This is a genomic window from Micromonospora tarensis (genome assembly GCF_016803395.1).
Lineage (GTDB): Bacteria > Actinomycetota > Actinomycetes > Mycobacteriales > Micromonosporaceae > Micromonospora > Micromonospora tarensis.
This window is the reverse complement of the sequence record NZ_JAEVHL010000034.1, coordinates 1-24,492: the sequence shown is the minus strand read 5'-3', so window position 1 is coordinate 24,492 and position 24,492 is coordinate 1. Positions and strand designations below refer to the sequence as shown.

Sequence of the window (24,492 nt, the reverse complement as noted above, 5' to 3'; positions counted from 1 at the left end):
CACGGTGAGGGCTTTTCGGTCGGCGTGGGTCAGATGTGGAGAGACGGGAAGGCGTCGCTACAGAAGGGCGCAGAGCGACCCGCTGAGAGCCCCGTACAGCCAAGATCCGTGATGGGCTGGGGTAAAGCCATGCGCGGATCTGGCTGTGTGGCTCTCAGCGGGTCGCGGAAGTGGGTCGGCAGCGGCGGGCGGCCGGTTGTCCTGCGTGAGAGCGGCTAAACCATCCCTGCATCTCGGCATCTCGGCAGATAGGGCGTCGAGCTGGGGAAACGGTTGCCGAGATGGCGGCGGGGTTGGTGGAGTCATCTCGGCAACCGGCTTTGTTCTCGGCAGATCGGTGCCGAGTTGCCGAGATCGGAGGTTCTCTACTTCCTTGATCTCGGCAAGGTGTTTTCCCAGGTAGGACGCAGGTTTTGCCGAGATGCCGAGTTGCCGAGATGCAGGGATGGTTTAGCCGGGTTAGTCGTCGCGGCGTTCGACCCAGTAGACGCCCCGGTTGCCGCGTTCATGCGTGCCGGTGCGCAGGACGTGGTTGCCGCGCCACCGCCCGGCTTGCCCGGTGAGGAGCCGGCCGAGTTGCAGCGCGTTGGGTAGGCGTCCGGCGGGGGTGGTGATGAACTGCCCGTCCCAGGGGTCGTGTTCATCGCTGCCCAGGTGCATGGGTTCTGCGTCTCGGCGTAGGTCGGCGGAGGTGAGGGGCCTGCTGCCGTGTCGGTCGTGCCAGCAGGCGAGGAACGCGCCCCAGCGTTGTTCGTCTTCGTCGATGCCGCGCACGTCGGCCGCGTTGGTGAGAAATCCGTCGATGCCGTGGTGGGCGAGGAACCCACCGAGGTACTGCGCCCACGGGGTGAACTGGCGCATGGACAGGCCGGTGACGCGGGGTGCGCCTTGGCGGGTCCAGTCGAGCACCAGCACGAGAAGGTGCCACAGGACGGTGAGTTGATTCGCGGGGTCGGTGATCCATTGGTCGAGGTGCGGGATACCGAATCCGGATTGGTCGCGCAGTTCGGGGCGGGGCATGTCCGGGTCGAGGTGCACCCGCACGGTGCGGGAGGCCATGTCTCCGCCGACTTGGAGGTTGTTGCCGGTGGCCATCCAGAGCCGGTCGTTGACGGTGGCGATGTTGCGGGACGCGCCTAGTTGGCGGTCGGACCAGACCCCGGCGGTGACGAGTAGCGCGAGGTTCGCGGAGTCGATGACGGTTCCTTCGGCGAGGTTGTCCCAGATGACCACGCCGACCTGTTCGGCGAACACGGCTGTGATGGACTTGCGGAGTTCTTCTTCGGTGTAGGCCCAGGGCATGACGCGCTGGCCGTAGAGCATGCCTGGCCCGGCGGTCAGGATGGATTTGCCGGATGACGGCATGGTCGCGTCGATCAGCGCGAACGGAGTCAAACTGCGGGTGAAGTGCCGCAGGATCGGCGTGGCCAACAAGGCGATGTAGTTCGCCCGGTCAGCGGCCGACGACCACGGGAAATCGCGCAGGAACCGCCCGAGCAGGAATTGCCGGGCCTCGGTTACCTGCTCGGCGGTGGGCGCGTCCGGCACGGCCGGCAGCGCCACTTTCGAGGCGAGGTAAAAACCGGTGGCCGGGTCGTAACCGGGCTGCTGCAACAGGGTGCCGTCTCGGCGCAGCACCGGGGCACCGATGACGCCACGCAGCGCCGGCAGGCCCGGCCACGTCTTCCCGGCCAGCACGGCCGACAGCACCTCCCGCGAGGGGGTGGTTTCCTCGTCGTAGGGTTCCGGGTTGCCCTGGTCGTCCTTGCGGATTTTGGTGCGGTAGACGCGGGCGTGTTCGGCGAGCAGCCCAGCCAGGCCGGCGGGGTTGATGGTGCTCGCGGACACCGGGAGCGGGGAGTCCTCGTCGGCGGCGACGGCCAGGCCACCGGAGACGGCCTCCATGTGCACGAGCGCACCACCGGATACGTACGTGTCGGGCAGCAGCCCGTTCGCCAGTTCCTTTTTGAGTACACGGATGGTTTCCGGGCCGGTGCCGATCTGTAGGCGTGTGATGTCGGTCGGCACGGGGTCACCGCCTCTGGGTGTGGTGGTCGAGGATGATGCCGCCGATGTGTTCGGCGACGGCGGGGACGACGGCGTTTCCGAGGGCGGTAACGCGGTCCACCCGGTCGGGAAGCCCATGAGCCACTCGACCCACTCCGGGTTCAGCGGGCCACCGGCTCTCTCGGACAGGGGCCGTCCTGGCCGGTTCCAGCCAGCGCCGCGCCGGCCGTCCCTGGCTGTTGGTGTGGGCCAGGATGAACAGGCGGGGTCGTGGGTGTGGGGTGCCCATCTCGCAAGCGCGGACAACGCCGGCACGGGTGGTGTATCCGAGGCGTTCGAGATCTCGGAGCACGAAACGAAGTCCCCGGGTGCGGTGGCCGAGGACGTTCTCTCCGATGACGTATCGGGGGCGCAGAGCGTGGATGACCCGGGCCATCTCGGGCCACAGCCACCGTTCGTCGTCGGTGCCCCGCCGGGGACCGGCCAGGGAATCCGGCTGGCAGGGGTAGCCACCGGCGACGACATCGACGCGTGGTCGAGGCTGTGAGCGCCACCAGGTGAGGGCAGTGCGAACGTCGTCATGGCAGGGCACCTCCGGCCAGTGCTTGTGCAGGATGGCGCGGCAGAACGGGTTGATCTCGACGTGCCCGACGATCCGCATCCCCGCCCGCTGCAACCCCAGCGACAACCCGCCAATGCCGGCGAACAGCTCCAACACGTTCAACGGCTCGCCGCTCATGCCGCAGCCCTACCCACAGTGAGTCGACGCGGCTCACGCGCGCCGATGCGTAGCCCGGAGGCGATCGTGCGGGCCACCTCGCCAGCCGACAGCCCGGTCGACAGCGCGGCCGGTTCCAGCACCGCGTACACGTCGTCTTCGGTCAGCGCGCCACCGGCGGCGAGCTGCCCGAGCGCCACAGCGGAGGCGAACAGCACATGATTGCGCTGCCCTTCGGGCGCGGCGGTGAGGTGGGCGACCTGGGAGCGGATCGCGGCGGCGATGTACCGGCCGCGCCGGTCCGGCGGCAACGCCACCGGCGCCGGGCGGTATGCCGGCCGCGCGGCAGGTGCCAGCAGTGCGGCCAGCCAGCCGGGAAGCGGCGCGGGATCCACGTCGAGAGCGACGGTGTAAGGGCGTCCGTTGACCGTGCTGCCGGCGGCGACGACGTAGCCGCCATGCGACTTCGTGTCGACTTTCCAGCCGAGCCCGCCGCGCTCGCCTACCGTGTTGCCCAGCTTCGGGCCGGTGGCGGGGTGGCGGTAGAACAGGTGACGTCCGCCGCGCCCCGTGGTCTGCGTGTAGGTGGCGTCAACGCCGGTAGGCGGGCCGTCGCCGGGGCCGCAGCCGGCAATCCAGGTGGTTGGGGTGCCGTGGCGCTCGGCGAGGATGGCGAACACGTCCATGCCCACGCACACGCCGGCCCACTCCGATGGCGGGGTGTCGTCGGGGTGCTTGGGCACGTCCAGGTCGACCACGAGCAGCCCGGAGGGACCGCAGGCGATGCCGATCCCGTAGGGCCGCTGTGACCACGCCCGGCGGATGCGCGCCGGGTCGGTGGTGGCGCGTTCTTCCCACCCGACGTGGCGGCCGGCGGCCTGGCAGCGGGGGTCGGTGCGGTCGCAGCGTGCGGCGGTGCACCGGTTCGGGAACGCGGGCCGCTTCGCGTCATCCTCGGCGGCGTGCGGGTGGTCGGGACGTAGCGGGAACACGTGCCAGCCGCGCGCCGCGCAGGCGAGCGCGGCGGCCAGCAACGACGAAACCTCGGGCATGACGGTCCTTCCTGGCAGCGGCGTACGGGTGACCAGCGCCGCGCGGACGCTGGCCACCAGAGGTGAGCGCGCGGAGCGCGCCGATCAGGTCTTCGGGGTTATCCGGCGTGCTGTCGCCGGTCGGGGAACGGCAGCACCGCCGCCCCCTCATCGCAGTCGGGCCGGGCCGGACGGTTCGTCCGCCGGGTCGGGGTGACGGTCAGCCGCACATACATCCGGGCGCGGCCAGCATCGGCACCGGTCATCGGCCGGGGCGCGCCACGCCATGCGAGACGCCCGGCGGTCGTCAGCGCGCGCACGGCGGCGTCAAGTTCGGCCGGCGTGCCGGCGAGCCAGATTTCCAGCCCGGACAGCGACGCATCGCGCATCGACGGACCATCGCGGTAAGGACGGCCCATCACGCCACCGTCCGTGGCCGTGGTCGGCTAGCGATGGCAGCGCGGGTCACGGCCTGGCGCAGGTCACCGAGCAGCCCGACCAACTGCCGCCGCGCGGCCAACTCTCCTGGAGCGAGCGCGACCCGGATGCGCACCTCGGCGTGCTCCCGCCCGGCGGCGGTGCGCACCCTGACCAGGACGGCGCGGGAGCGGCCGGCAACGTCGACCACGGTCTCATCGGATCGGTGCTCACCGAGGTTGCAGCGGTGATCCATTCCACACCACTCGGTGTGGCCGGCGGCGCGGCGGTTCATCGGCCCGCGTGCCGGCGCAGCCGGCGGAAGTGGTTGACCACGCGCCGACCGATCCGCAGCCGCAAACCAGTGCCGGTGCAGCGGCGGCAGTCGTGCCGCCCGCGCAGCGCGCGGGGACTGGTCGTGCGGCGCAGCACCCGCCGCCACGCGGGCGGCGGGGCGGTACCGGTGCCCTTGCAGCGGTGACAGGCAGTGAACGGCTTGACGTAGCACGCTCCCGCGTAACCGACAGCAACGATTAGGGCAAATCCGGCGAACCAGACTGCGGACATTCCGGGCGTGTTTGTGCTGGTAGCGACCACGGTCAGGGTCATTGAATGCTCCAAACAGGGGGTTACCGGCGGTAGGCGGGATGCGCCGCTACCGCTACCGGTGAAGATCGGTGCTGGTGGGGCGGGTAGCGGCCCGGGTAGCGGTGCCGCTACCCCTGTTCGGTCCGCTACCCGCCCGCGCTACCGGCGTCAGCCGGCGTCGCTGTCGCGCTGTTGCGCGGCGGCGGTGATGTCCGCGAGGTACGTGCCCTTGCGGGTCGACCCACCGGACTTCACGTTGCGTGACTCGACACCCTTGCCGCGCACGAGCGCGGACAGCGCCTCCGGGGTGACGGCCGAGTACGCCTCCGGGAACCGGTCGGCCAACCTGCCGGCCAGGGTGTCCCAGTGCTGCCCGCGCTCGGCCGGCACCCACACCGCCCGCAGGTCGTCGAGCACGTCCCGCGCGGCCGGCAGATCAGCCGGGCCGGTGACACCGCCGCGCAGGGCCACGCCCCGGGCGCAGATCCTTTCCACGGCGGCGCGGTCGAGGTACGCGGCGCGGACGGCGGACATCTGCCCGTAGCCCACCCGCACGCCCCAACCGGCATCCACCCCGATCTCGAACTGCGTCGGCCGGGCACCCTGCCGGTACGCGCCCGTCCCGAGGGCTAGGTCCGTCTCGACGTGCGACGGGACGGCCAGGCACGTCCGGATGGCGATGTTGGACGTGACGCCCTTCGGTAGCGACTGGTTGTCGATGCGCTGCGTCATCAGCACGAGGTGGATGCCCAGCGCCCGGCCGCGCTTGACGATGCTGGTCATCGCGGCCGTGGCCGACTTCCCGATCTCCGGGTCGGTGATCAGCTCTTGCACCTCGTCGATCGGGGCCACGATCGGGCGCAGCCGGGCGTCCTTCTCAGCGATAGCCCGGTTGAGCTTGTTCTCCGTGTTCAGTCCCTGCTTGGCGTAGTGCTTGATACGCGGGCCGCGCTCGTCGCACTCCTTGAGCAGCCACATGAGCATCCGGTACGCGTTGGCCTTCGTGCCCTCGTCCGCACCCGAGCCGAACAGCCCCGGCGGGCACAGCGGCTCGAACGCGTCGAAGTCCCCGCGCCCGGCCAGGTCGAACACGGCGAACTGAACGAGGGGGTCCAACGCCATGCCGGCGAGCACGACCCGCGCCGACAAGCTCTTGCCCGACCCGGGGAACCCGGCGAACAGGCTGTTCCGCTCGTCCATGCGGTACTCCACCGGGCGCATGCGCGGGTCGAAGCCGTAGACGAACGGCTTGAAGTAGTCCGTCTGCCCGCCGCGCAGCAGCGGCCACGGTGGTTGCTTCATGGCCGACACCGGACGGTCGGCCACCCACAGCGCGAGCCGTGAGGGGTGCTCGCGGGGCATGACGTCCGGCCACACCTGATCCATGGGCAGGCGCAGCCCACCGGCCAGCTTGGGCCGTTCCTCCACCACATCGACCGCGATCACCCCATCGGGGAGGTCCACGATCGCGAGGTAGCCGGGGCCGTCGCGGCGGATCTCACCGACCCCGGCGGGGAACACGATGTCTTCGGGCCGCTTGACGAGACCGGTGGCCATGATGCCCTTACGGGTCAATTCCGCGGTGAGCTTGCGGTAGATCGGGCGTACGACCGTGCGGGCCAGGATCGGCTTGTCCAGCGGTCGGCCGTAGCGGGCCAACCCGACCAGGCCAGCGGCCAGGACAGCCAGCTTCACCGACCACGGCGTCACGTCAGCGGCGAGCAGCATCCCGCCGCCGCCGGTGGTGAGGGTTGCGGCGCCGGTGACCCACCACCGCCACGACGCTTGCCGCATCCGGTGCCGGTCGAGGTCCAGCCACGTCTTGGGGTCGTTGCGGTTCGCCGCGTCCTGGCGCAGGTGCCAGTTCCCGGTTTCCGCGCTGGTCCAGCCCAGCACCCGCGAGAACAGCCGCGCCGCGCCCTGGGGTGCGTACCAGGCGACCTTTCCCGCGTAGACCGGCGACAGCACCACGTGCGTGCCGACGTGATACCCGGCCGCGCTCGCCGCGCGGCGCAGCATGTCGCGCCGCTGGTAACGGTCGGTCAACCACAGCGGCAGCACCGGGCCGGACCGCCGGTCCAGCACCTCAGCCAGGTCGGGGCGGCGCTCCGGCGGGTCGACCGGCCCGCCGACCACGACCGGGTCGGGGGTGACGGTTTCGGCGTCCGTCGCGTCGGCGGCGGACAAGCCCTGCGCGGCGGCGGCCCGGTCCGCGCGCCGTTGCGCCAGATCCACGATCCGGGCGGCCTTTTCGTCCGGGGGCGGGTCGGTGGGGTTGGTGATGGGATCGCTGGTCATGATGGGGGTTCCTCCAACGGTCGGGAGATCGGTAGGGGGCCGGCGGCGCGGCCGGGTTGTCGAGGCCGTGAGGCCGCGCCGCCGGGCGGGGGTTACCAGCGGATGGTGAAGCCGCCCCGGATCTCATCGACCTGCCGGCCCACCGTGGCGTTACCGGAGCGGATGTTTTCGGTCCGGCCCGGGGTGGTGTCGGCCGGCGGGGTGGCCTTCGGTGCCTTGCCGGTGTCGCGGTGGCCGATGACCTGGCCGACCTGCACGTCAACGCGGTCGTTGCCGGATGCGATGTTGCGCTTGCTGCCCATGACGGGTGTTCCCTTCCGGCGGCCAGCGGGTCTGGCTGCCTCCGCGCGCCACCGGGTGATGAGCCGGTGGCGACGGGGGCGGTCAGCGCCCGCTACGGGCCGGGGTGGCAGTCGGCGCAGGCGGTGGGCCGGGGGGCGTTGCCCCACAACGTGGCGTAGTGCCTTCCGCAGGGCAGAAGGACGCTTCGGGAGTGCGCGGCAGCCGCGCGGCGGGGGATCATGGATGTTCTCTCCCTGATGTCTGCAAGACGGATGGGGTGAGACCGGCGGCACGGCACAGGTTGCGAGCCAGGGGCCGTGCGCCGGGCGGCGCTATCTGCGGATGTTGGCGGCGATCCGCCCACCCAGCTCCACCAGGCAGATGGAGGCGACGACCACGAGGCCATCGACGGACAGCGGCAGCAGGTACTGCGCGCCGTTGGTCTCGCCGTAGCGGGCGGCGACAGCGGCCATGTGCCAGTAGGAAACCCAGGCGGCGATGCCGGCGATCAGCGCGGTAGCGGCCCACCGGCCGATCGCGAGGCGGCGGGAGTGCACCGGGACTCGGGAGATGAGTTCGATGGTCAGCAGCAGCGCCAGCGGGGACCACGCCGAGATGACCTGACTGATGAGACTGTCTCGGGCGTGCAGCACGTTGCCGGCGATGGAAGCGGCGACGCCGAGGGCGAGCACGAGGCGGACCGCCCACCGGATGCGCTTGAGCGACTTGAGCTGCGCGGCGTCGACTGGGGCCGGTGCGGGCGGGATCTTCGGACCCGGGTGTCCGTCCACCGGGACCTGCGGCGACTGTCCGGCGGTCGGGCGGCGGCGGAACCACCTGCGGCGCGGCCGGTCCGGCTCATTGTCCTCAGCCTGACCCGGGTGTCCGTTTACGCGCACTTGAGCTGCGGCTACCGCCTCCCGCATCTCCTCGTCAGTGATGGCCGGCTGCGGTCCGATCGGCTCGGCGTAGTCCATCGGGTCCACCGGCGGCGCGGTGGTGTCCACCTTGGTCAGGCGGTCGGTACCAGCGATCAGCCGCTCACGAAGCTCAGTCGCCTTCGGGACACCGATCTTGAATTCCTTCATCAGCCGGTTCCGGCTGGGCAGCTCACCGAGCTGGTCGGTCAGGGCCAACGCGCCGGGGTACAGGTCTTCGATGCTGCGGGGGTGGATGCTGGCGGGGGCAGTCATTGCGGGTGACCTCCGGTCAGTCGTTGAGAACGTCGGCGAGCAGTTCGCGGTGAGCGGGAAACACCCGGCCGCCATAGGCGATGTCGAGGTGCAAGGCCAGGGCGGTGTAGTCGGTGGCGGGAAGCCAGGCGGCGCGGCGGGCGTCGTCGCTGCCGGTCACGTCGGGAAGGACGCGCCACCCGTGGCCGAGGTCGATGCGGACCGGGACGGTGACCATCCACGCCTCATCCGAGGCGCGCGGGTCGGGCACGTAGCGGGCCGGCAGCGTCGTCACCCATGGGTCGGTGGGGTCGGCGATCAGGCCGGTTTCCTCGGCCAACTCCCGGAACGCGGCGGCGGTGGAGTCCTCACCGGGGTCGACGTGACCGCCGGGCAGTGCCCAACCGTGGTTGTCGTCGCGCTCGATCAGCAGCAGCCAACGGCCACCGTCTGAGTCCGAGGCAGTGACGATCGCGTCGGCGGCCAGGGCCTCACCCCAGTGGCCCAGCTCATTGCGGCCGTACCGGATGCCGGTCGGTGCGTAGGGGTTGACGGGTCGGCCGTCGACGAGGGGGAACGGGATAGCGGCGGCGGCCCGGCGGGCAGTCCAGTCGATGTCGGCGGGGTTCATGGTCGGATCGGCCCAGCCCGCCCCGGCGGCAATGCCGGCCAGCACGGACGGGTGAGTAAAGGTTTGGTCGGTCATCAGGCCACCGCCAGCGTGGCGAGCTGCTCGGCGGTCGCCGGGTCGAGGGTCGCGCCGCTGTCGATGTACTCGCGGGCGGTGGCGTAGAACTCCCAGCCGTGCCACGTCGGGTAGGCGTTCATCGACCGGTACGGGCGGCCGTCGTCGGTGGTGCCCTGGTGCTCACCGACCAGCATGTCCGGGTCGTTGAGCCCGGCCAGGTGCAGCCACGACTTGAGTTCCGTGACGCTGTCGAAGGTGACCGACAGGGACACGTCAGGGGTGTGGACGGAGACGGCGGTCGGGTTGGCCAGCAGGATCAGTTCGGCCATGACGGCGCGGCGGTTTTTCCGTGTGCTCAACGGAACTCCTTCAGTAGCGGGGAACAGGTCAGGCACTCGCCGAGCGAGCGGGGGATGACGTACGGCCGCACCTGGTGGCAGGTGCGGCAGGTGCGGCGGGCCGTGAGCGCTTTGGCGATCGCGGCGCGCTGCGCGGGGGTCGCGGTGCGCTTCGGCGCGGCCAGGTCGACCCGGTAGGGGTAGGCGGTGCGGGTGCCACCGACGCCGCGCCAGAGCACCTGAGCGGCGACGGGTTGCCCACCGGGGCGCAGGCCAGCGGCGGTCAGTTGACGGCGGGTGGCGAAGCCAGACGGGGCACCCTTCCACCAGTACGTAGGGATGCCGAACCGCGCGCCGTCCGGGTCATGAAAGGCGGCACGGATGCGAGGCATCAGGCCACCCGCGCACCACGGCCGGTCGACGCGCGAGCGGCCAGCAACGACCGCGCTTCCCGCATCACCTGCCGCCGCGCCCGGCGTACCCGCTGCCAGTCCAGATCAGACGGAGCAGGGTCGGCACACAGGATCGTGATCTGCGCGTCCAGCAACAGCACCTCGGCGTCGATCAGCGGCATCTCCCGCTCAATCGCTGCCAGGTCATCGAGGCTCGGACCCTGCGGGTCCGTGTCAAGGTCGAAGCTCACTTGGAGTTCCTTCCGGAACGACGCTTGCCGGCCACCGGGCGGCGGCGGGCGGTGGTGGACTGTCCGCACGAGGGGCAGCAGTCCTGGTCAGGGGCCAGCGGAGCGAGGGAGCCGCACGCGCGGCAGTTGCGCCACACGGCGCTGCTCTTGGTCGTAATCCGCACGGTGGCGGCGATGCTGACGGACATGAACGGCTCACCTCTTCCAGCTCGAATGAAGGTCGGAAACCCGGGGAGCGCGGCGCAGTCAGCGGCGCTCCCCGGGCGAACATCACGGCCGTGCCACGCAGGCACGCCTCGCGACCCTTGGTTGAGCGAGCGAGCGGACACGTCTTGCAGCCGGACACGTCAACGGCTGACACCCGCAGCTACCCCTAGGTCGCATGCATCGGGACCAATAAGGAAGACGGATCTCCCTGCGTCCCGGACCTCTGTGAAGTTCTCAAGTGCAGCCATGCGCCACGGCGGTCCACAGGTTCACGAGCGGCGCAGCCGAAGCCGCCTCCGCCGGCTGTGGAGTCGCCGGCTTGTCCCGCCTGGCTAGCCAGGTTCGAACAAGGACGACGCTAGGGGCTCCTGGCTAGCCAAGTCAAGGGGCGGGCCGGAACTTCCCTAACTTGGCTAGCCAGAGCTAGGCTGACCGAGTGAGTGAGAACCTTGACTTCCTCGGCGAACTCGACCCCGACGACCCGAAACAGGCGTCGCAGCAGATAGCGAACAAGCTGCGGGCTGCGATCCTCACGAGGCGGCTAGCCCCCGGCGACAAGCTGCCGTCGCAACCCGATCTCGCTGCCCGCTACGGCGTGGCAAGGGAGACCGTCAAGCGGGCGCTTGAGCTGCTACGTGCCGAGCGACTGATCATTTCCAGGCAGGGGAGCGGCGCGTTCGTGCGCGCGCAGACGCAGCGGGCGGTGGAGCTGCGACCGCACATTGAAGCCGCGTTCGAACGCCCTCACGTCACCATCGACTTCGCCGGGTTCTCGGGAGAGACGCTGCGCGACGCGCTCGCCGAGGCGCTGGACAAGGTGCGGGTTGGCCGGCTCGCGCCAGAAACGATCGCGGTGCGGGTGCTGATCTCCGACATGGCTGCGCCCATGGCGTTGCCGGCACGCGCTGAGACGCAGGCCGACGACCCGGCGGTACGCGAGCGGGCCGAGCGCATCACGCGCCGGGCGGCGGACGGAATCATTGACCAGGTGGCCGAGCTAGGCGACCTTGGCCTAGTCCGATCGGCCACGGTAGAGGTGCGGATGCATCGTGCGTCGCCCCTGTTCAAGCTCTACATGCTGAACGGGGAAGAGGTCTTCTTCGGCTTCTATCCGGCCGTCGAGCGCACTGTCACGATCAAGGGTGAGCCGATGGCAATCTATGACCTGATGGGCAAGGACGTGCCGCTCTTCCACTACGCGGTGACCGACGACGACACATCCGACGGCACGCAGTTCGTGGAGGCTTCCCGCCAGTGGTTCGACTCGGTGTGGTCGACCATCGCCTACCGGTACGACGGATGAGCGCCGACCTTGGGCGACTGCTCGGCGACGTCGGCGCGGTGCTGCTCGATTTCGATGGGCCAGTGTGCAGCATCTTCGCCGGTTATCCGGCCCCACAGGTTGCTGCCGAGCTGGTCGACGTGCTGCGGCGGCGTGGCGTCGACGTGCCGCCGGACCTTGCCAGCGAGCCGGATCCGCTGGAGGTGCTGCGCCGCACCGGTGCGGCCGGCAACCACAGCACCACGCGGGCGGTAGAGGATGCGCTCTGCGCGGCCGAGCGCCGGGCCGTCGAGACTGCCGAGCCAACGCCGTACGGCCGTGAGGTCATCGTCGCTGCTCGGCAAGCCGGGATGCCGGTGGCGGCGGTCAGCAACAACTCGGCCGGCGCGGTAACCGCCTACCTGGCAGCGCACCGGCTCGCCGGGTACGTCTCGCCGGTGGTCGGCCGGGCGTACGCCGACCCGGACCGCATGAAACCCAACCCGGAACCGATCCTCCAAGCCGTGCGCGCCGTCGGCGAGTCCCCGGCCCGATGCGTGCTGATTGGCGACTCGCTGTCGGACATCGAGGGTGCACGCGCGGCCGGAGTAGCGGTGATCGGCTACGCAAATCAACCGGCCAAGGTCGAGATGTTCCGGGCTGCCGAGGTGAGTGTAGTGATCACCAGCATGAGGGAGATTGCGAACGTGCTGATAGGGCGTATTGCGACGTGAATGCAAGCATTGCGCCCTTAAGCTCTAAACCTGCACTTAGCACCTTATGGGCGATTTGACACCCATGCGCGTAACGGGCATAGAATATGAGATGCCCTGGACCGAGGTGCTGAATTCATCTCGGTCCAGGGCGTTAAATCTTAAGACTCCAGCGCCTGCCCGGAGTCGGCTTCCGGCTCTGCCGCTTCATCGCCGCTACGCCATGCGCGGATCAGACGTTCGGCGCGTTTAGCGGGCTCGGGCCATGGCACGAATAGTATGCCAGCAAACAGGATTGCCAGAACGGCAATCCCCCAACCTGAAAATGTCACTCCGCTTCACCGCTTGCCCCAACCGGAATACGCTTCGGCATCCGAGAGATGCTAGCGCGGAGAGTTGGCGCTTTTAGTGCTACCTGGGCCGAGTATTTGACCCGATCGAACCAAGACGGATGGTCCATTAATTCCGCCCGAAATTCCTCCATATAACGGTCTTGATGGCTAGCGGGAAGAACTCCAACCGCCATAGCTAAGACCAAAACCGGAAGTCTCTCTCGGCCCGATGGCCTAGCTCCAATAACTTCCTCCATGATGGCGACCGACTCACCGTCATAGGCGAGCAGATGAGCACGGGCGTGAGCCTGGTTAATTAGCGCGTGGAGGAACCACGAGTTGCTAACCAGCTTATATGTGTCCTGTGGTCCGTGACGGACTGTCCTATCGAAGGTTCGATCTAGGCTGCGGCCGAGTCCATGTGCTATTACTTTCGCTCTTGCAATGGACCTGGACAGGTCCCGATCCCGATCTTCACTCGTGTGGCCCAAGCGGCTGTCGGTCAACTCTCCGAGCAGATACCCGACTCTCTCACTTGCGACATTAATAGTGGATGCTGTGGTGGCGACACGCAGGATAGACGGTATGCGCGCTGCTACATCAAGAGCAGTCTTAAGGTTTTCAGTAACCTGCACGTACTCGGGATCAGCAACCTTCATCAGGCACCGCCGAGAGCGAAACCTGGTCTGGGGACAGCGTAGCGCGCACGCTTAGCCTCGGCGCGTCGAACGGCATCACGAGCAATTTCGGCACCGTCAGAGCTAAGTTGGTAGTACCGCCGACGCGGCCTCCCTTTTTCATGTGGATCGATTTCCTCCCATCGGCTTTCCACCCACCCCATGTCTTCGAGACGGGCGAGGATGGGATGAATGGTGCCGCTTGCCAAACCGGCGGCAGCGCAAATCTCCAGCCCGTAGAACTCCCTTGTGGGGTGTTCGAGTAAGGCTCGCAAAACCAGCACGGTCTGGAGAGTCATCTTCGGACCAGTGGCGTTACCCATGCTCTAACTCTAGCTAGCCCCTAGCTAGAGTTCAAATCCGGGGCCAAATTTACCGCGCGTGATTCCACGACTACATTTAGCGCCCTCAGACTTCAATTTGCTCTACATTAAGTGATCAGTTGATTACCATATGCCCCAGTTCGAAGATTGGGTGACATAGGGCAACCATGTCACTACTACGAATTAGCTGAAGGCGGCACCTGGCAGGGCGGTGGCTGCGCGGCGAACCGGCAACACCCACCGGGAAGACGCGTGTCTCGTTCGCTTGCGTACGGACCCGTCCGAGGTAGATGGAGAGCAGCCTGTCGGCCTCGTGCAAGACAGAGGCCAGCCATGGCATCCGACGTGACGCTCCAGCTTGCAAGATTTTTGTGATGCGGGGAGAGATTTGGGAGATGATCTAGGAAGACGTGGCGTCTGCGTCGCGTCTAGACCGACGCACACCAACGGCTTGACCTGCACGTACTGCGGGAACTAGAGGTCCATCGAGTGACCGGACGTAATTCGGGACGAAGAGGTCGTCGGTTCGAATCCGGCCACCCCGACCAGAGGTACATGCAGGTCAAGGCCCCTCCACGGAGGGGCCTTGCTGCGTTTCGGAGCAACTCTCGACAGCGGAAGCGCCGATGGTGCCGTGCCGGGTCATCCCGGAGACGGCCGAGCCGGCACCACCAAGCGGTGCCGGCTCCGACAGCGGCGCTCAGGACGCGGCGGCGATAAAGTAACCCGCCTGGTCCACGATCACGTGCGTGCTTCCCGAACTGGCGTTGTACAGCGACACCGAGCCCAGCTCGGTCCCGATGACAGCCAGATTGGAGGCCGTCTCACCGGCGACGAAGTTGACGTTCGACGCGGTCGGCCGTGGCTTGTCGAACGGGTACCCGATGAGCACGCCGGCCTTGGTCGGCGCGGTGACCGTCAGGTTGGCCACCACCGCCGTGGGGCACTGCAGAGCGCTGCTGGCGCAGGTGGGGTTGCCCTGCACGTTCTGCGGACTGAAGCCGATTGGCGAGTTCGGCGCGATGGGGCCCACCGGGCGGTAGGACAGCCCGGTGCCGTCCCGGGTGTCGGCGACCCGGCGCGGCCCGTACGGCACGTAGGTCTGGTCCGCGCCCGAGGACGCGGACCCGAAGTATCCCGCCAGGTCGGCGATGACGTGCACGGTGCCGGAGCTCTGGTTGTAGATGTTCACCTTGCCGCCGACGACCGGCACCATCACCAGGTTGGGGATCGTCTGCCCGGCCACGAAGTTCAGGTTGGACGCGACCGGCACCAGGGAACCGCCCGGGAAGACCTTCAGCACACCGGCAGCCGTCGGCGCGGTGGCCGTCACGTTCAGGATGACGGCGGTCGTGTCGGCCGGCACCTTCGACGACAGGTCCAGCTGCCGCGAGCTGTCCGGCAGGTACGGACCGCCGGTGCCCTCCCGGCTGTCCGCGACCCGCACCGGAGTGAGCGGCTTGAAACCGGAACCGGAAGCGCCGAACCAACCCTGTAGGTCGGCGACGACGTGCACGGTGCCGCTGCTGCTGTTGCGGAACCGGAGCCCGCCGCTGGTCAACGGCACGGTGACCAGGTTCGGCACGGTCTCGTTGGCGACGTAGTTGACGCTCGACGCGCTCGGCGTCGTGACACCGTCCGGGTAGACGGTGAGGAAGCCGGCGGTGGTCGGCTGGGTCGCCGTCACGTTCAGCACCACCGCGTCGACGTTCGCCGCCGGCACCCCACCGATGCTCGGCACCGGCAGCAGCACCTCGGAGTTGGGCCCGACGGGCACGGACGTGCCGACCCCGATCCCGGCCCGGGTGTCCAGCAGACGGGTCGGGGTGACCGGGTTGTACCGGGCGCCGACCACGGTGCAGCCACCCCTGGGCAGGTCGAAATCGCGGATCACCCGAAACCCGTCAGTGCTGACGAAGATCCGGACGCAGGCCTGGCCGGCTCGACGCATCGTCTGCTCGTGCACCGGGCCACGCGCGATCTGGACGTACCGGTGGTCGTTCGAGCGGTAGCCGAAGGTGCCGCCGACCGTCTCCACCGGCCACGCCGAGGTCCACGGCAGCCGGGTCACGATGTCGTACGGGCCGCCGCCGACCTTCCGGCTGACGGTGGCGGTGTCGCTGCCGCTCCACGGGCTGGCGATCTCGACCGCCCCGCGGTCGCGGTACCCCGAGCCGGTGCCGGTGTTGGGCACCTCCGGCACGTCGGCGCGGGAGTTGCCGAGCATGTCGATCGGGCCGGAGCCGCGGGCGCCCGCGTCCGCCGAGTCGACGGCCGGTGACGTGCGGTCGAGGGCGATCCACGGCCGCTCGGTGCCCTGCTGGGGCTGGAGTTTCGGGTCGGCGGCGATGTCGTGGGCGCCCTGGTTGGTCGCCGCCCGGAACGCCGCGAGGTCCGGGTAGGTGGCCGCTCCCCAGGCGTACAGGGCACCACCGCTCGCCGGGTCGATGAGGTTGTAGTCGGCGGCGCTCTGCCCGACCGACGCGGACGACAGGGCGATCGCGGTGGCGGTGGCCGGGTCGGCGCACGCGCTGGGGGCGCTGCCCGACACGTCGGCGGTCTGCACGATGTTGTTGCGGATCTCCACACCTGGCGAGGTGCCGGTCACGGTGATGCCGGACGCGCAGCCGGTCACCAGGGTGTTTCCGGTGATCGTCGTACCGGGCGCGTCGGTGACCGTGAGGCCGCCCCGGAACTGGTTGCCGGTGACGACAGCGCCCACCACACCAGCGCCGACCGTCACCCCGGGCGCACCGGAGGCACCGAACCAGCCTCGACTGACTGTCACGTCACTCGACGCTCCCGCGACCCGTACCCCCGGCACGCCGGCCGGCGGGCGGACCGTGAGCCCGTCGACTGTCACCCTGGTCGCCCCGTCGATCAGGACCGGCTCGGCGGAGCCCGACGACCGCAGCGAGAAGCCCTCGACGATGACGTCGTGCACGCCGGCGAGCGAGAACGCGTTGCCGCCGGCGGGAGCGCTCACCGTGACGTGGCCGTCCGGGCCGTTCACCGCCCGGAAGGTGATCGGCGTTCCTTCGACGCCCGAGCGGGTGATCGCGACCTTTTCCAGATAGGAACCGGCCTGCACCAGGACGGTCTGGCCCGGCTGCGCCACCGCCGCGGCGGCCGAGATCGTGCAGTACGGACGGTCGACCGACCCGTCCGCCGCACTTGACGAACAGTTGCTCCTACTGACGTACACCTCGGCACCTGCCGCCGCCTGCGCGGCGACCGGCGCCGCTCCGGCTGGCGTCGCCGGCCCGACCAGGCCGACCCCACCGAGCACGGGTACGGCCAGCATCGACCACAGTCTTCTTTTCATCAACAGCCCCCGCTGAGAAGTGATCACATCTGTGCGTGGCAGCGTATACCGACGTTCGGCTATGCGTAGCCGCCGACCGGCTGACCAGCTCGGGTGCCGGCAGTGAAAGAGAACGGCCGCCCATCGACGTGCGATGGGCGGCCGTTCGGTGCCTGACGGATCAGGACGCGCCGTTGATGAAGTAACCGGCCTGGTCGACGATCAGATGGGTGGAGCCGGAGCTGTTGTTGAACAGCACGATGTTCTCGTCCGCTCCGACGCCCACGATGGCGTGGTTCGAGGCGGTCTCACCGGCGACGAAGTTGACGTTCGACGCGGTCGGCTGGACCGATCCGTTCGGGTAGGCGGTGAGCACGCCCGCCTTGGTCGGCGCGGTGACGGTCAGGTTCGCCACCACCGCCGTCGGCTTCGGCACCGTGTTGTCGCTGCTGAGCGAGTCGAAGTACGGAACAGGAACACCCGAGGAGGAGACCGGCCCCTGCGGCCACCCTTCGCCGGCGGCCCCCCGGGTGTCGAGGATGCGGCGCGGGCCGAACGGCACGAAGACGTCAGTGGCGCCCGCACCGAACCAGCCGGAGAGGTCGGCCACCACATGGGTACGCCCGGAGCTGACGTTCTGGATGGCCACCTTCCCGTTGACCACCGGCACCAGCACCAGGTTCGGGATGGTCTGCCCGGCCACGAAGTTCAGGTTCGACGCGGTCGGCACCGCCGTGCCGTACGGGTGAACGGTGAGCACCCCACTGGTCGTCGGCTCGGTCGCCGTCACGTTGAGCACCACCGCGGTCGCGGCGGCCGGAATCCGACCGGCCAGGTCCAGCGTCCGACCCGTGTTCGGGGCGAACGCCGAACTGCCGGCCGCACGCGTGTCCAGGACTCGGGTCGGTGCGACCGACCGGAACGCCGAACCACTCGCCGAGTAGTAGCCCTGTAGGTCGGCCACGACGTGCGCCGTGCCGCCGGAGTTGTTGACGATCACCACCGAGTTGCTGTTCAACACCGGCACGGTGACCAGGTTCGGCACCGTCTCACCGGCGACGAAGTTGACGCTGGAGACGCCCGCCGGGCCGCCCTCGGGATAGACCTGGAGGAAACCGGCGGCGGTCGGCTGGGTCGCGGTCACGTTCAACACGACGGCGCTGACGTCCTGCTCCGGCACTCCGTTGAGCGCGGAGAACGACAGCGTGACCGCCATCTTGGCCGGGATGGGCAGGGTTCCGGTCCGGCCGATCCCAGCCCTGGTGTCGAGCACCCGCCGCGGCGGCAGCGGCGTGTAGGCAGCACCCAGCACTGTGCAGGTCGTCACCGGACCCTGCCGGACCTTCCGGAAGTCGTTGAGGCTGACCTGGTGCGCCTCGCAGACCCGGCCGGCACGGCGGAAACGGTGCTCCTCCGACCCCACCGGCAGCACCCGACGGTTGGCCTCGTCGCTCCAGCTGCGCGACACCTTGCCCAACGGGCCGTCGGTGGGCCAGGCGGTGGTGACGGAGAGCTCGGCTGTCACATCGAGCGGCGTGCCACCCACCTTCCGCCGGATCGGCCGCTCGTTGATCGTCACCGGACCCTGGGCCTCGACGGCGCCCCGGTCGTGGTAGCCCGAGCCGGTGCCGGTGTTGGGCGTCGCCGGGTCGTCCGTGTGCGGGTTGTCCAACAGATCGGTCCGGGAGACACCCTCGGCGGCGGCATCGGCCGAGTCGACGGCGGGTGAGTTCCGGGCGATCTCGTAGTACGGCCGGTCGTAGGCGTCCGTCGACACCAGCCACGGGGTGGCGGCGATGTCGTGCGTGCCGTGGCCGGTGGCGGCGACGAAGGCGGGCAGGCTGTCGTACTCGGTGCCACCCCACCGGTAGAGCGGACCGCCGCTGGCCGGCTCGATCAGGTTGTAGTCCGCCACGGTCTGCGGAACGCTCCCGGCCGAGACGGCGATGGCGGTCGCCTCCGACGGCACCTCGCACGCCACCCCGTCGTTGAGCGCGCCGGTGGAGGTCTCCAGGATGTTGTTCCGGATCGAGGTGCCCGGCGAGGTGCCGGCCACGGCCACGCCGACTGTGCAGTCGGTCTCCAGAGTGTTGCCGACGATCTTCGTGCCGGGCGCGTCCCGCACCGTGATCCCGCTCTGGGTGAAGGTGTTCGCGGTCACCAGTGCACCGCGTACTCCCGCGTCGACCAGCAGGCCCCCGCCAGGCGTGAAGGAGCCCCGACTCACCGTGACACTCTCGGACCCGCCGGTGATCCGGACCGCCGCCGGCGCGTCGTAGTCCGAGGCCACGAGGCGGTCCAGTGTGATCCGGGAGGAGCCGTCGACGAGGACCGCCTCGGCCGTACCGTCCCCGGCTGCCAGGAAGCCGTCGAGGACCACATCGTGGACGCCACGCACGGTGAAGGCGCTCTCGTTGCCGTTGGCACCGCGTCGCTTGCCCACCTTGACCACTGTGGCGCTGCGGCCCGGCCCGTTCAGCGCCCGGAACGTGACAGGTGCGTCCACGGTCCCCGAGCTGCTGATCACCACCGACTCCCGGTACTCACCGGGCCGGACCAGGACCGTCTGTCCGGGTCGGACCACCTCAGCAGCCTGGGAGACGGCGCAGAAGGGGCTGGCGGCGCTGCCGTCGCCGTCGTTGTGGCAGTTGGCCGAGTCGACGTACCACTCGGTCACGGCGGCGGCAGCCGACGCGGGAGCGGCGGCGGGCAGGGGGGCCGCCGCGGCGGCCGACGCCGCCGGGACCACCAGGCCCACGCCGACGGTGAGTGGTACGAGCGCGAACCGTGCCAGCACAGACTGATTCATGAAGAATTCCCGATGGTAGATAGATCAGCGGTCGGGTACCGGTCCGATCCGGCACCCGACCGCTGCGAGACGCCGCGCCTCAGTAGGCGGAGGCGATGAAGTATCCGGCCTGGTCGGCGATGAGGTGAGCCGTACCGGAGCTGTTGTTGAAGACATCCACGTACCCGTCGCCGGACTTCGACACGACCAGGTTGGAGGCGGTCTCCCCGGCCACGAAGTTGACGTTCGACGCGGTCGGCCTCGCCGCCCCACGTGGGTACGCGGTAAGCACACCCGCCGCCGCCGGCTGGGTGACGGTCAGGTTCAACACCCCGGCGGTCACCGGCGGACAGGCCGTTCCGCAGGAGGTGTTGCGGGAGATCGGCGCGCCGCCCACGGCGAAGGCGGGGAACGGGCCAGGATGCAGCACCCTGAGCCAGCCGGAGTCGTCGCGGGAGTCCGCCACCCGACCCTCCGCGGGTACGTAGGTCTGGTCCGCACCGGACCCGGCCGAGCCGAAGTATCCGGCCAGGTCGGCAACCACATGGGTGGTTCCCGAACTGGCGTTACGGACCATCACCTTCCCCGCGACCACCGGCACGACGACCAGGTTGGGGATGGTTTGCCGGGCCACGAAGTTCAGGTTCGACGCCACCGGCGCCGGCGAACCGTCCGGGTAGACGCTGAGCACACCGGCGGCCGTCGGCGCGGTGACGGTGACGTTGAGGATCGCGGCGGTGGCGTCCGCCGGCAGCTTCCCGGAGAGGTCCAGCCGTCGGTCACCGTTGGCGGCCAGCGGAAGGCCGGTGCCGGTACGGGTGTCCAGCACCCGGGTCGGATCGAGCGCCTTGAACCCGGAGCCCCGCCGGCCGTAGACACCCTGCAGGTCGGCGATCAGGTGGACGGTGCCGCCGCTGCGGTTGACCAGGCGGACCGTCCCACCGTGCACCTGCGTCATGACCAGGTTCGGAACGGTCTCGTTGGCGACGAAGTTGACGCTCGACGAGTCGCTCTCCCCACCCGGGGCACGGACGCTGATGAAACCGGGCTTGGTGGGTGCGGTGACGGTGAGGTTCAGTGCCACCGCGATGATGTCGGCCGTCGGAACGCCGTTGACGGCCGGAATGGGCACGGTGACCTCGCCATTGGCCGGCACCGGTGTGGTGGTGGCGGTACCGATCGCCGCACGGGTGTCCAGCAGCCGCGTCGGCGCGGACGGCGTGTACCTCGTGCCGACCGTGGTGCAGACGAAGTCGCTCTTCGTCGCGGCCGACCGGTAACCGGTGTAACTGATCGCAACGGAGACGCAGCCGCTGCCAGCCTGCCGGAAGGACGAGGCCACCGAGCTGGCCGACGTCACGATGGGGTAGCGCCTTCCGTCGAACCGGTACGAGATCGTGCCGCCCTCTCCGTCCACCGGCCAGGCGAACTGCGGTTTTCCGGTCGCCGTCACGGCGAACGAGTCGTCACCCGACCGGTGCCGCAGGTCGTACTGCCCGTTCCCGGGGGCACCCTGAGCCTCGACCGCACCCCGGTCGTGGAACCCGTTGCCGGTGCCGGTGTTCGCCACGGCGGGATTGTCACTGTGCGGGTTGCCGAACATGTCGGTGCGCGCGACACCCGGCGCCAGGGCGTTCGCCGAGTCGACGGCGGGGGAAGCCGGGTCGGCCGGAAGGTACGACCTCGGGGTGTAACCCGTGCTCGCGCCGATCAGCGGATCGGCGGCGATATCGTGCCCGCCCTGCCCGGTCGCCGCCCGGAACGACGACAGGTCAGCGAAGGAAGTCCCGGCCCACTGGTAGACGGGACCGCCGCTGACCGGGTCGATCAGGTTGTAGTCGGTGATGGTCCCGGTGGCCGGCGGGGCGGCTACCGCGATCGCGATCGCGTCCTGCGGCGTCTTGCAGGTGCCGGGGAACGGGATGGTCCGCACGATGTTGTTCTGAATCGAGAGCCCGCTTGAACTGCCGACGACGTCGATTCCCCGCACACAGTTGACGAGCACCGTGTTGTTCGTGACCACCAGCCCGGGCGCATCGGTGGCCAGTAGACCACCGAAGTAGAGCTGATTGTTGACGACAGTGGTCTCGCTGACCCCTGGATCGATCCGGATCGCTGGTCCTCCGGACTGGACCAGCCATGACCGGCTGATACTCACGTCGCGAGAGCTGCCGGCGAGGTGCACCACTGCGGGAGCACGCGAGGCGTGGCTGGAGACGTCGTTGATGGTGATCCTCGTGGAGGCCTGCACGACGACAGGGGCCAGGCCGGGGGTATCGATGAGACCGAAGCCATCGATGACCACATCACGAACGGCGTTCAGGGCGAAGACCGTTCCCACGACGGCGCCACCGATGTTGCCGACCCTGACCTGTCCGGACGCGCTGTTGACGGCCCGGAAGGTGATCGGGGCACCCTCGATGCCCGACCGGGTCACGGTCACCGACTCGGGATAGTCCCCGGGTTGCACCAGCACCGTCTGGCCGGGCTGGACCACTGCCGCGGCGGCCGAGATGGTGCAGTACGGCGCCGCCTCGCTGCCGTCGGCACCGGACGCGCAGTCCTTACTGCTCACGTACAACTCGTTCGCCGGGTTGGCCGCCGCTCGGGCGACCGGCGCGGAGGCCGCCGCCACCGCGGGCGTCACCGGCCCCACCAGCGCCGCGCCGCCTATCAGCGGTACGACCGCGAGCCGCGCCACTATCCGTCTGTCCATCAGGCACCCCCGTGCAAGTCGATCATGCGAGGAGCGAGCGTAGCCCGACGCCGAACGATGTGATCAGCTCCGATCGGTCAGCACCCTCGGCCGTTCGGTCGGAGCCTGTCAGTCGTGCCGTTCGGTGCGTTCGATCTCGGCGAACGCCGCGCTCAGATAACCGTCGACCGGTCGGCCCGTCACCGCCAGCAGGTCGGCCACGAGCAGTGGGGCGTGCCGGGCGAGCGCGGCCGGGTCGGGCGGGGAGTCGTCCTCGCCGGGGTCGTACACACCGAGCGCCCCGGCCAGCAGCACCAGCACGACGTGCGGGTCGACGTCCGGCCGCCAGGGGGCCGCCGCTCGCACGCACCGCTGCAACACCTGGCGTACGTCGTCGCTGTCCAGCCCGTCCGGGTGGGTCGCCTCCAGCAGCAGCCGAACCACGGCACCGAGCACCAGCCCGGAGCGTTCGGCGGTGGCGAGCCGGCCGGCGGCCGCCTCGTACGCCTCGGTGTCCTGATTTTTCGCGGCCTCGACCGCGTCGGTGGCGGCGCCGGCGATCTCGCGGGCGGATGCGGGCAGGTGTCGCCAGGTCACGCTCACCGGGCCAGCATGGCAGAGCACCCCGACAGCCGCCGCCTCGGTAAACGATTCGCGTGTTGTCGCACCTGGCGAACAGAATGCGGGTCATGTTGCGTCGCGCCCTACCCCGCCGTTCGGAAGCTCGCCGGCTCCTCGTCGGCACCCTGCTGTCGGCGATCGGGCGTGGCCTCACCCTGCCGTTCCTCTTCATCTACTTCACCGACGTACGCGGTCTCACCGACACCCGTGCCGGCCTGGTCATCGGCTGGTACGGCGCGGTCACCCTGGCCCTGTCACCGCTGGGCGGGACGCTGATCGACCGGTTCGGGGCTCGCCGGGTGGTGCTGCCGTGCCTGGTGATCGAGGCGGTGGGCACCGGTTCGCTGGCTCTGGTCGACTCGAGCGCCTCCGCGTTCGCGGTGATGACGGTGGTCGCGGTGGGCAGCTCGGCGATCTGGTCCGGGCAGAACACCATCCTCGCCTCGCTGACCGACGACGGTGAGCGGCAACGCGTCTTCGGGCTGAACTTCGCGCTGCTCAACCTCGGTATCGGCATCGGCGGCATGACCTCCGGCGCGATCATCGACACCGGCCGACCGGGCACCTTCCAGACGATCTACCTGCTGGACGCGGTGAGCTACCTGATGCCCGCCGTGATCCTGCTCACCCTGCCGGGTGTCGGGCACCGGCTCGCCGCCCGTCGGGCCGCCGACCAACCGTCGCCGGGTGGCTACCTGACAGTGCTCCGTGACCGCCCGTTCCGCCGGCTGGTGATCTTCGCGCTGATCCTCACCACCTGCGGGTACGCCCAGATCGAGGTCGGTTTCGCCGCGTACGCCGTGCGGGTCGCCGAGGTGAGCCCGCGAGTGGTGGCCTGGGCGCTCGCCGCCAACACGGTGACGATCGTGCTCGCCCAGCTCCTGGTCATCCGTCGGATCGAGGGCCGCAGCCGCACCGCCGCACTCGCCCTGGTCGGGGCGGTGTTCGCCACCGCCTGGCTGGTCCTCGGCGCGGCCGATCTGGTCAGCACCGGGGGTGCCGTGCTGGGCGCGCTGTGCGTGGTGGCCTGCTCGGCGATCTTCGGCTTCGGCGAGACGATGCTTTCACCGGTGATGCCGGCGCTCACCAACGCGCTGGCCACCGACGAGCTACGCGGCCGGTACAACGCCATGAGTTCGATGATCTTCGGGATCAGCGGGGTGATCGGTCCGGTCACCGCCGGCCCACTCATCGGCGCGGCCGACGGCAAGGTCTGGGTGGCGACAGTGGTCGGCGGTTGCCTGGTCGCCTCGCTGGTCGCGCTCTCCCTGCGCCGACTGCTCAGCGCCGAACAGGACGGTCGCCCGACGACCGTCCCCACCCCAACTCCCGCCCCCGTCTCGACCCCCTCCGACCCGCCAGCCCGGGGCCACCCCCCGACGCCCGCCT

Annotated in this window: 22 protein-coding genes; 3 read left to right on the top strand and 19 right to left on the bottom strand. The window is 69.5% G+C overall.

Features of this window, described 5'->3' with window-relative positions:
* Positions 1–459 precede the first annotated feature (459 nt).
* The 14 genes from JM949_RS10410 to JM949_RS10345 all read right to left on the bottom strand — a co-directional run bounded on the left by JM949_RS10410 (position 460) and on the right by JM949_RS10345 (position 10,370).
* Positions 460–2,028 (bottom strand): hypothetical protein, encoded by a 1,569-nt coding sequence (locus tag JM949_RS10410; protein ID WP_309232097.1) that lies wholly within the window; start codon positions 2,026–2,028, stop codon positions 460–462.
* A 4-nt stretch (positions 2,029–2,032) separates the two neighbouring features.
* A complete protein-coding gene (locus tag JM949_RS10405) occupies positions 2,033–2,746 on the bottom strand; it encodes a DNA cytosine methyltransferase (RefSeq protein ID WP_203148200.1) in 714 nt (237 codons plus the stop codon).
* On the bottom strand, positions 2,743–3,777 hold the full coding sequence (locus JM949_RS10400; RefSeq protein ID WP_203148211.1) for a bifunctional DNA primase/polymerase: 1,035 nt from the start codon (positions 3,775–3,777) through the stop codon (positions 2,743–2,745). The genes JM949_RS10405 and JM949_RS10400 overlap by 4 nt, the downstream gene beginning before the upstream one ends.
* A gap of 98 nt (positions 3,778–3,875) precedes the next feature.
* The gene (locus JM949_RS10395; protein ID WP_238432909.1) at positions 3,876–4,145 is read right to left on the bottom strand and encodes a hypothetical protein; all 270 of its coding nucleotides are present in this window, start codon (positions 4,143–4,145) and stop codon (positions 3,876–3,878) included.
* Positions 4,146–4,174: 29 nt separating this feature from the next.
* Positions 4,175–4,468 carry a hypothetical protein gene (locus JM949_RS10390; protein WP_203148198.1) on the bottom strand — a complete coding sequence of 98 codons (294 nt, stop codon included), beginning with the start codon at positions 4,466–4,468 and terminating at the stop codon, positions 4,175–4,177.
* A complete protein-coding gene (locus JM949_RS10385) occupies positions 4,465–4,782 on the bottom strand; it encodes a hypothetical protein (protein ID WP_309232096.1) in 318 nt (105 codons plus the stop codon). Before JM949_RS10385 ends, JM949_RS10390 begins: the two co-directional genes overlap by 4 nt.
* 147 nt (positions 4,783–4,929) lie before the next feature.
* Positions 4,930–7,059, bottom strand: a complete 2,130-nt coding sequence (locus JM949_RS10380) for an FtsK/SpoIIIE domain-containing protein (protein WP_203148197.1) — start codon at positions 7,057–7,059, stop codon at positions 4,930–4,932.
* Between the two features lie 92 nt (positions 7,060–7,151).
* Positions 7,152–7,361 carry a hypothetical protein gene (locus tag JM949_RS10375; protein ID WP_203148196.1) on the bottom strand — a complete coding sequence of 70 codons (210 nt, stop codon included), beginning with the start codon at positions 7,359–7,361 and terminating at the stop codon, positions 7,152–7,154.
* 312 nt (positions 7,362–7,673) lie between these two features.
* Entirely contained in the window at positions 7,674–8,534 is an 861-nt protein-coding gene (locus JM949_RS10370; RefSeq protein ID WP_203148195.1) for a DUF2637 domain-containing protein, read from the bottom strand.
* A gap of 16 nt (positions 8,535–8,550) precedes the next feature.
* Entirely contained in the window at positions 8,551–9,219 is a 669-nt protein-coding gene (locus JM949_RS10365) for an NUDIX domain-containing protein (protein WP_203148194.1), read from the bottom strand.
* Positions 9,219–9,530 (bottom strand): hypothetical protein, encoded by a 312-nt coding sequence (locus tag JM949_RS10360; RefSeq protein ID WP_203148209.1) that lies wholly within the window; start codon positions 9,528–9,530, stop codon positions 9,219–9,221. Before JM949_RS10360 ends, JM949_RS10365 begins: the two co-directional genes overlap by 1 nt.
* Before the next feature lie 26 nt (positions 9,531–9,556).
* Positions 9,557–9,931 (bottom strand): RRQRL motif-containing zinc-binding protein, encoded by a 375-nt coding sequence (locus JM949_RS10355; protein ID WP_203148193.1) that lies wholly within the window; start codon positions 9,929–9,931, stop codon positions 9,557–9,559.
* Positions 9,931–10,182 carry a DUF6284 family protein gene (locus tag JM949_RS10350; protein ID WP_203148192.1) on the bottom strand — a complete coding sequence of 84 codons (252 nt, stop codon included), beginning with the start codon at positions 10,180–10,182 and terminating at the stop codon, positions 9,931–9,933. Before JM949_RS10350 ends, JM949_RS10355 begins: the two co-directional genes overlap by 1 nt.
* Positions 10,179–10,370 carry a hypothetical protein gene (locus JM949_RS10345; protein WP_203148191.1) on the bottom strand — a complete coding sequence of 64 codons (192 nt, stop codon included), beginning with the start codon at positions 10,368–10,370 and terminating at the stop codon, positions 10,179–10,181. The genes JM949_RS10350 and JM949_RS10345 overlap by 4 nt, the downstream gene beginning before the upstream one ends.
* Positions 10,371–10,825: 455 nt before the next feature.
* On the opposite strand from JM949_RS10345, the gene JM949_RS10340 reads away from it, so the two are divergent.
* Positions 10,826–11,692 (top strand): GntR family transcriptional regulator, encoded by an 867-nt coding sequence (locus JM949_RS10340; RefSeq protein ID WP_203148190.1) that lies wholly within the window; start codon positions 10,826–10,828, stop codon positions 11,690–11,692.
* On the top strand, positions 11,689–12,384 hold the full coding sequence (locus JM949_RS10335) for an HAD family hydrolase (protein ID WP_203148189.1): 696 nt from the start codon (positions 11,689–11,691) through the stop codon (positions 12,382–12,384). Before JM949_RS10340 ends, JM949_RS10335 begins: the two co-directional genes overlap by 4 nt.
* 969 nt (positions 12,385–13,353) lie before the next feature.
* Here JM949_RS10335 and JM949_RS10330 read toward each other — a convergent pair.
* From JM949_RS10330 to JM949_RS10310, 5 genes are all read right to left on the bottom strand, one after another.
* Positions 13,354–13,695, bottom strand: coding sequence for a PadR family transcriptional regulator (locus JM949_RS10330; protein WP_238432908.1), 342 nt, complete (start codon positions 13,693–13,695; stop codon positions 13,354–13,356).
* A gap of 700 nt (positions 13,696–14,395) precedes the next feature.
* Complete coding sequence (locus JM949_RS10325; RefSeq protein ID WP_203148188.1) at positions 14,396–16,999, bottom strand: right-handed parallel beta-helix repeat-containing protein; 2,604 nt, start codon at positions 16,997–16,999, stop codon at positions 14,396–14,398.
* A gap of 181 nt (positions 17,000–17,180) precedes the next feature.
* On the bottom strand, positions 17,181–19,808 hold the full coding sequence (locus tag JM949_RS10320) for a hypothetical protein (protein ID WP_203148187.1): 2,628 nt from the start codon (positions 19,806–19,808) through the stop codon (positions 17,181–17,183).
* Between the two features lie 79 nt (positions 19,809–19,887).
* The gene (locus tag JM949_RS10315; protein ID WP_203148186.1) at positions 19,888–22,503 is read right to left on the bottom strand and encodes a right-handed parallel beta-helix repeat-containing protein; all 2,616 of its coding nucleotides are present in this window, start codon (positions 22,501–22,503) and stop codon (positions 19,888–19,890) included.
* Between the two features lie 108 nt (positions 22,504–22,611).
* Positions 22,612–23,085 (bottom strand): hypothetical protein, encoded by a 474-nt coding sequence (locus JM949_RS10310; RefSeq protein ID WP_309232095.1) that lies wholly within the window; start codon positions 23,083–23,085, stop codon positions 22,612–22,614.
* A gap of 86 nt (positions 23,086–23,171) precedes the next feature.
* Here JM949_RS10310 and JM949_RS10305 point away from each other — a divergent pair.
* On the top strand, positions 23,172–24,492 hold a 1,321-nt coding region (locus tag JM949_RS10305; protein ID WP_203148184.1), incomplete at its 3' end, for an MFS transporter.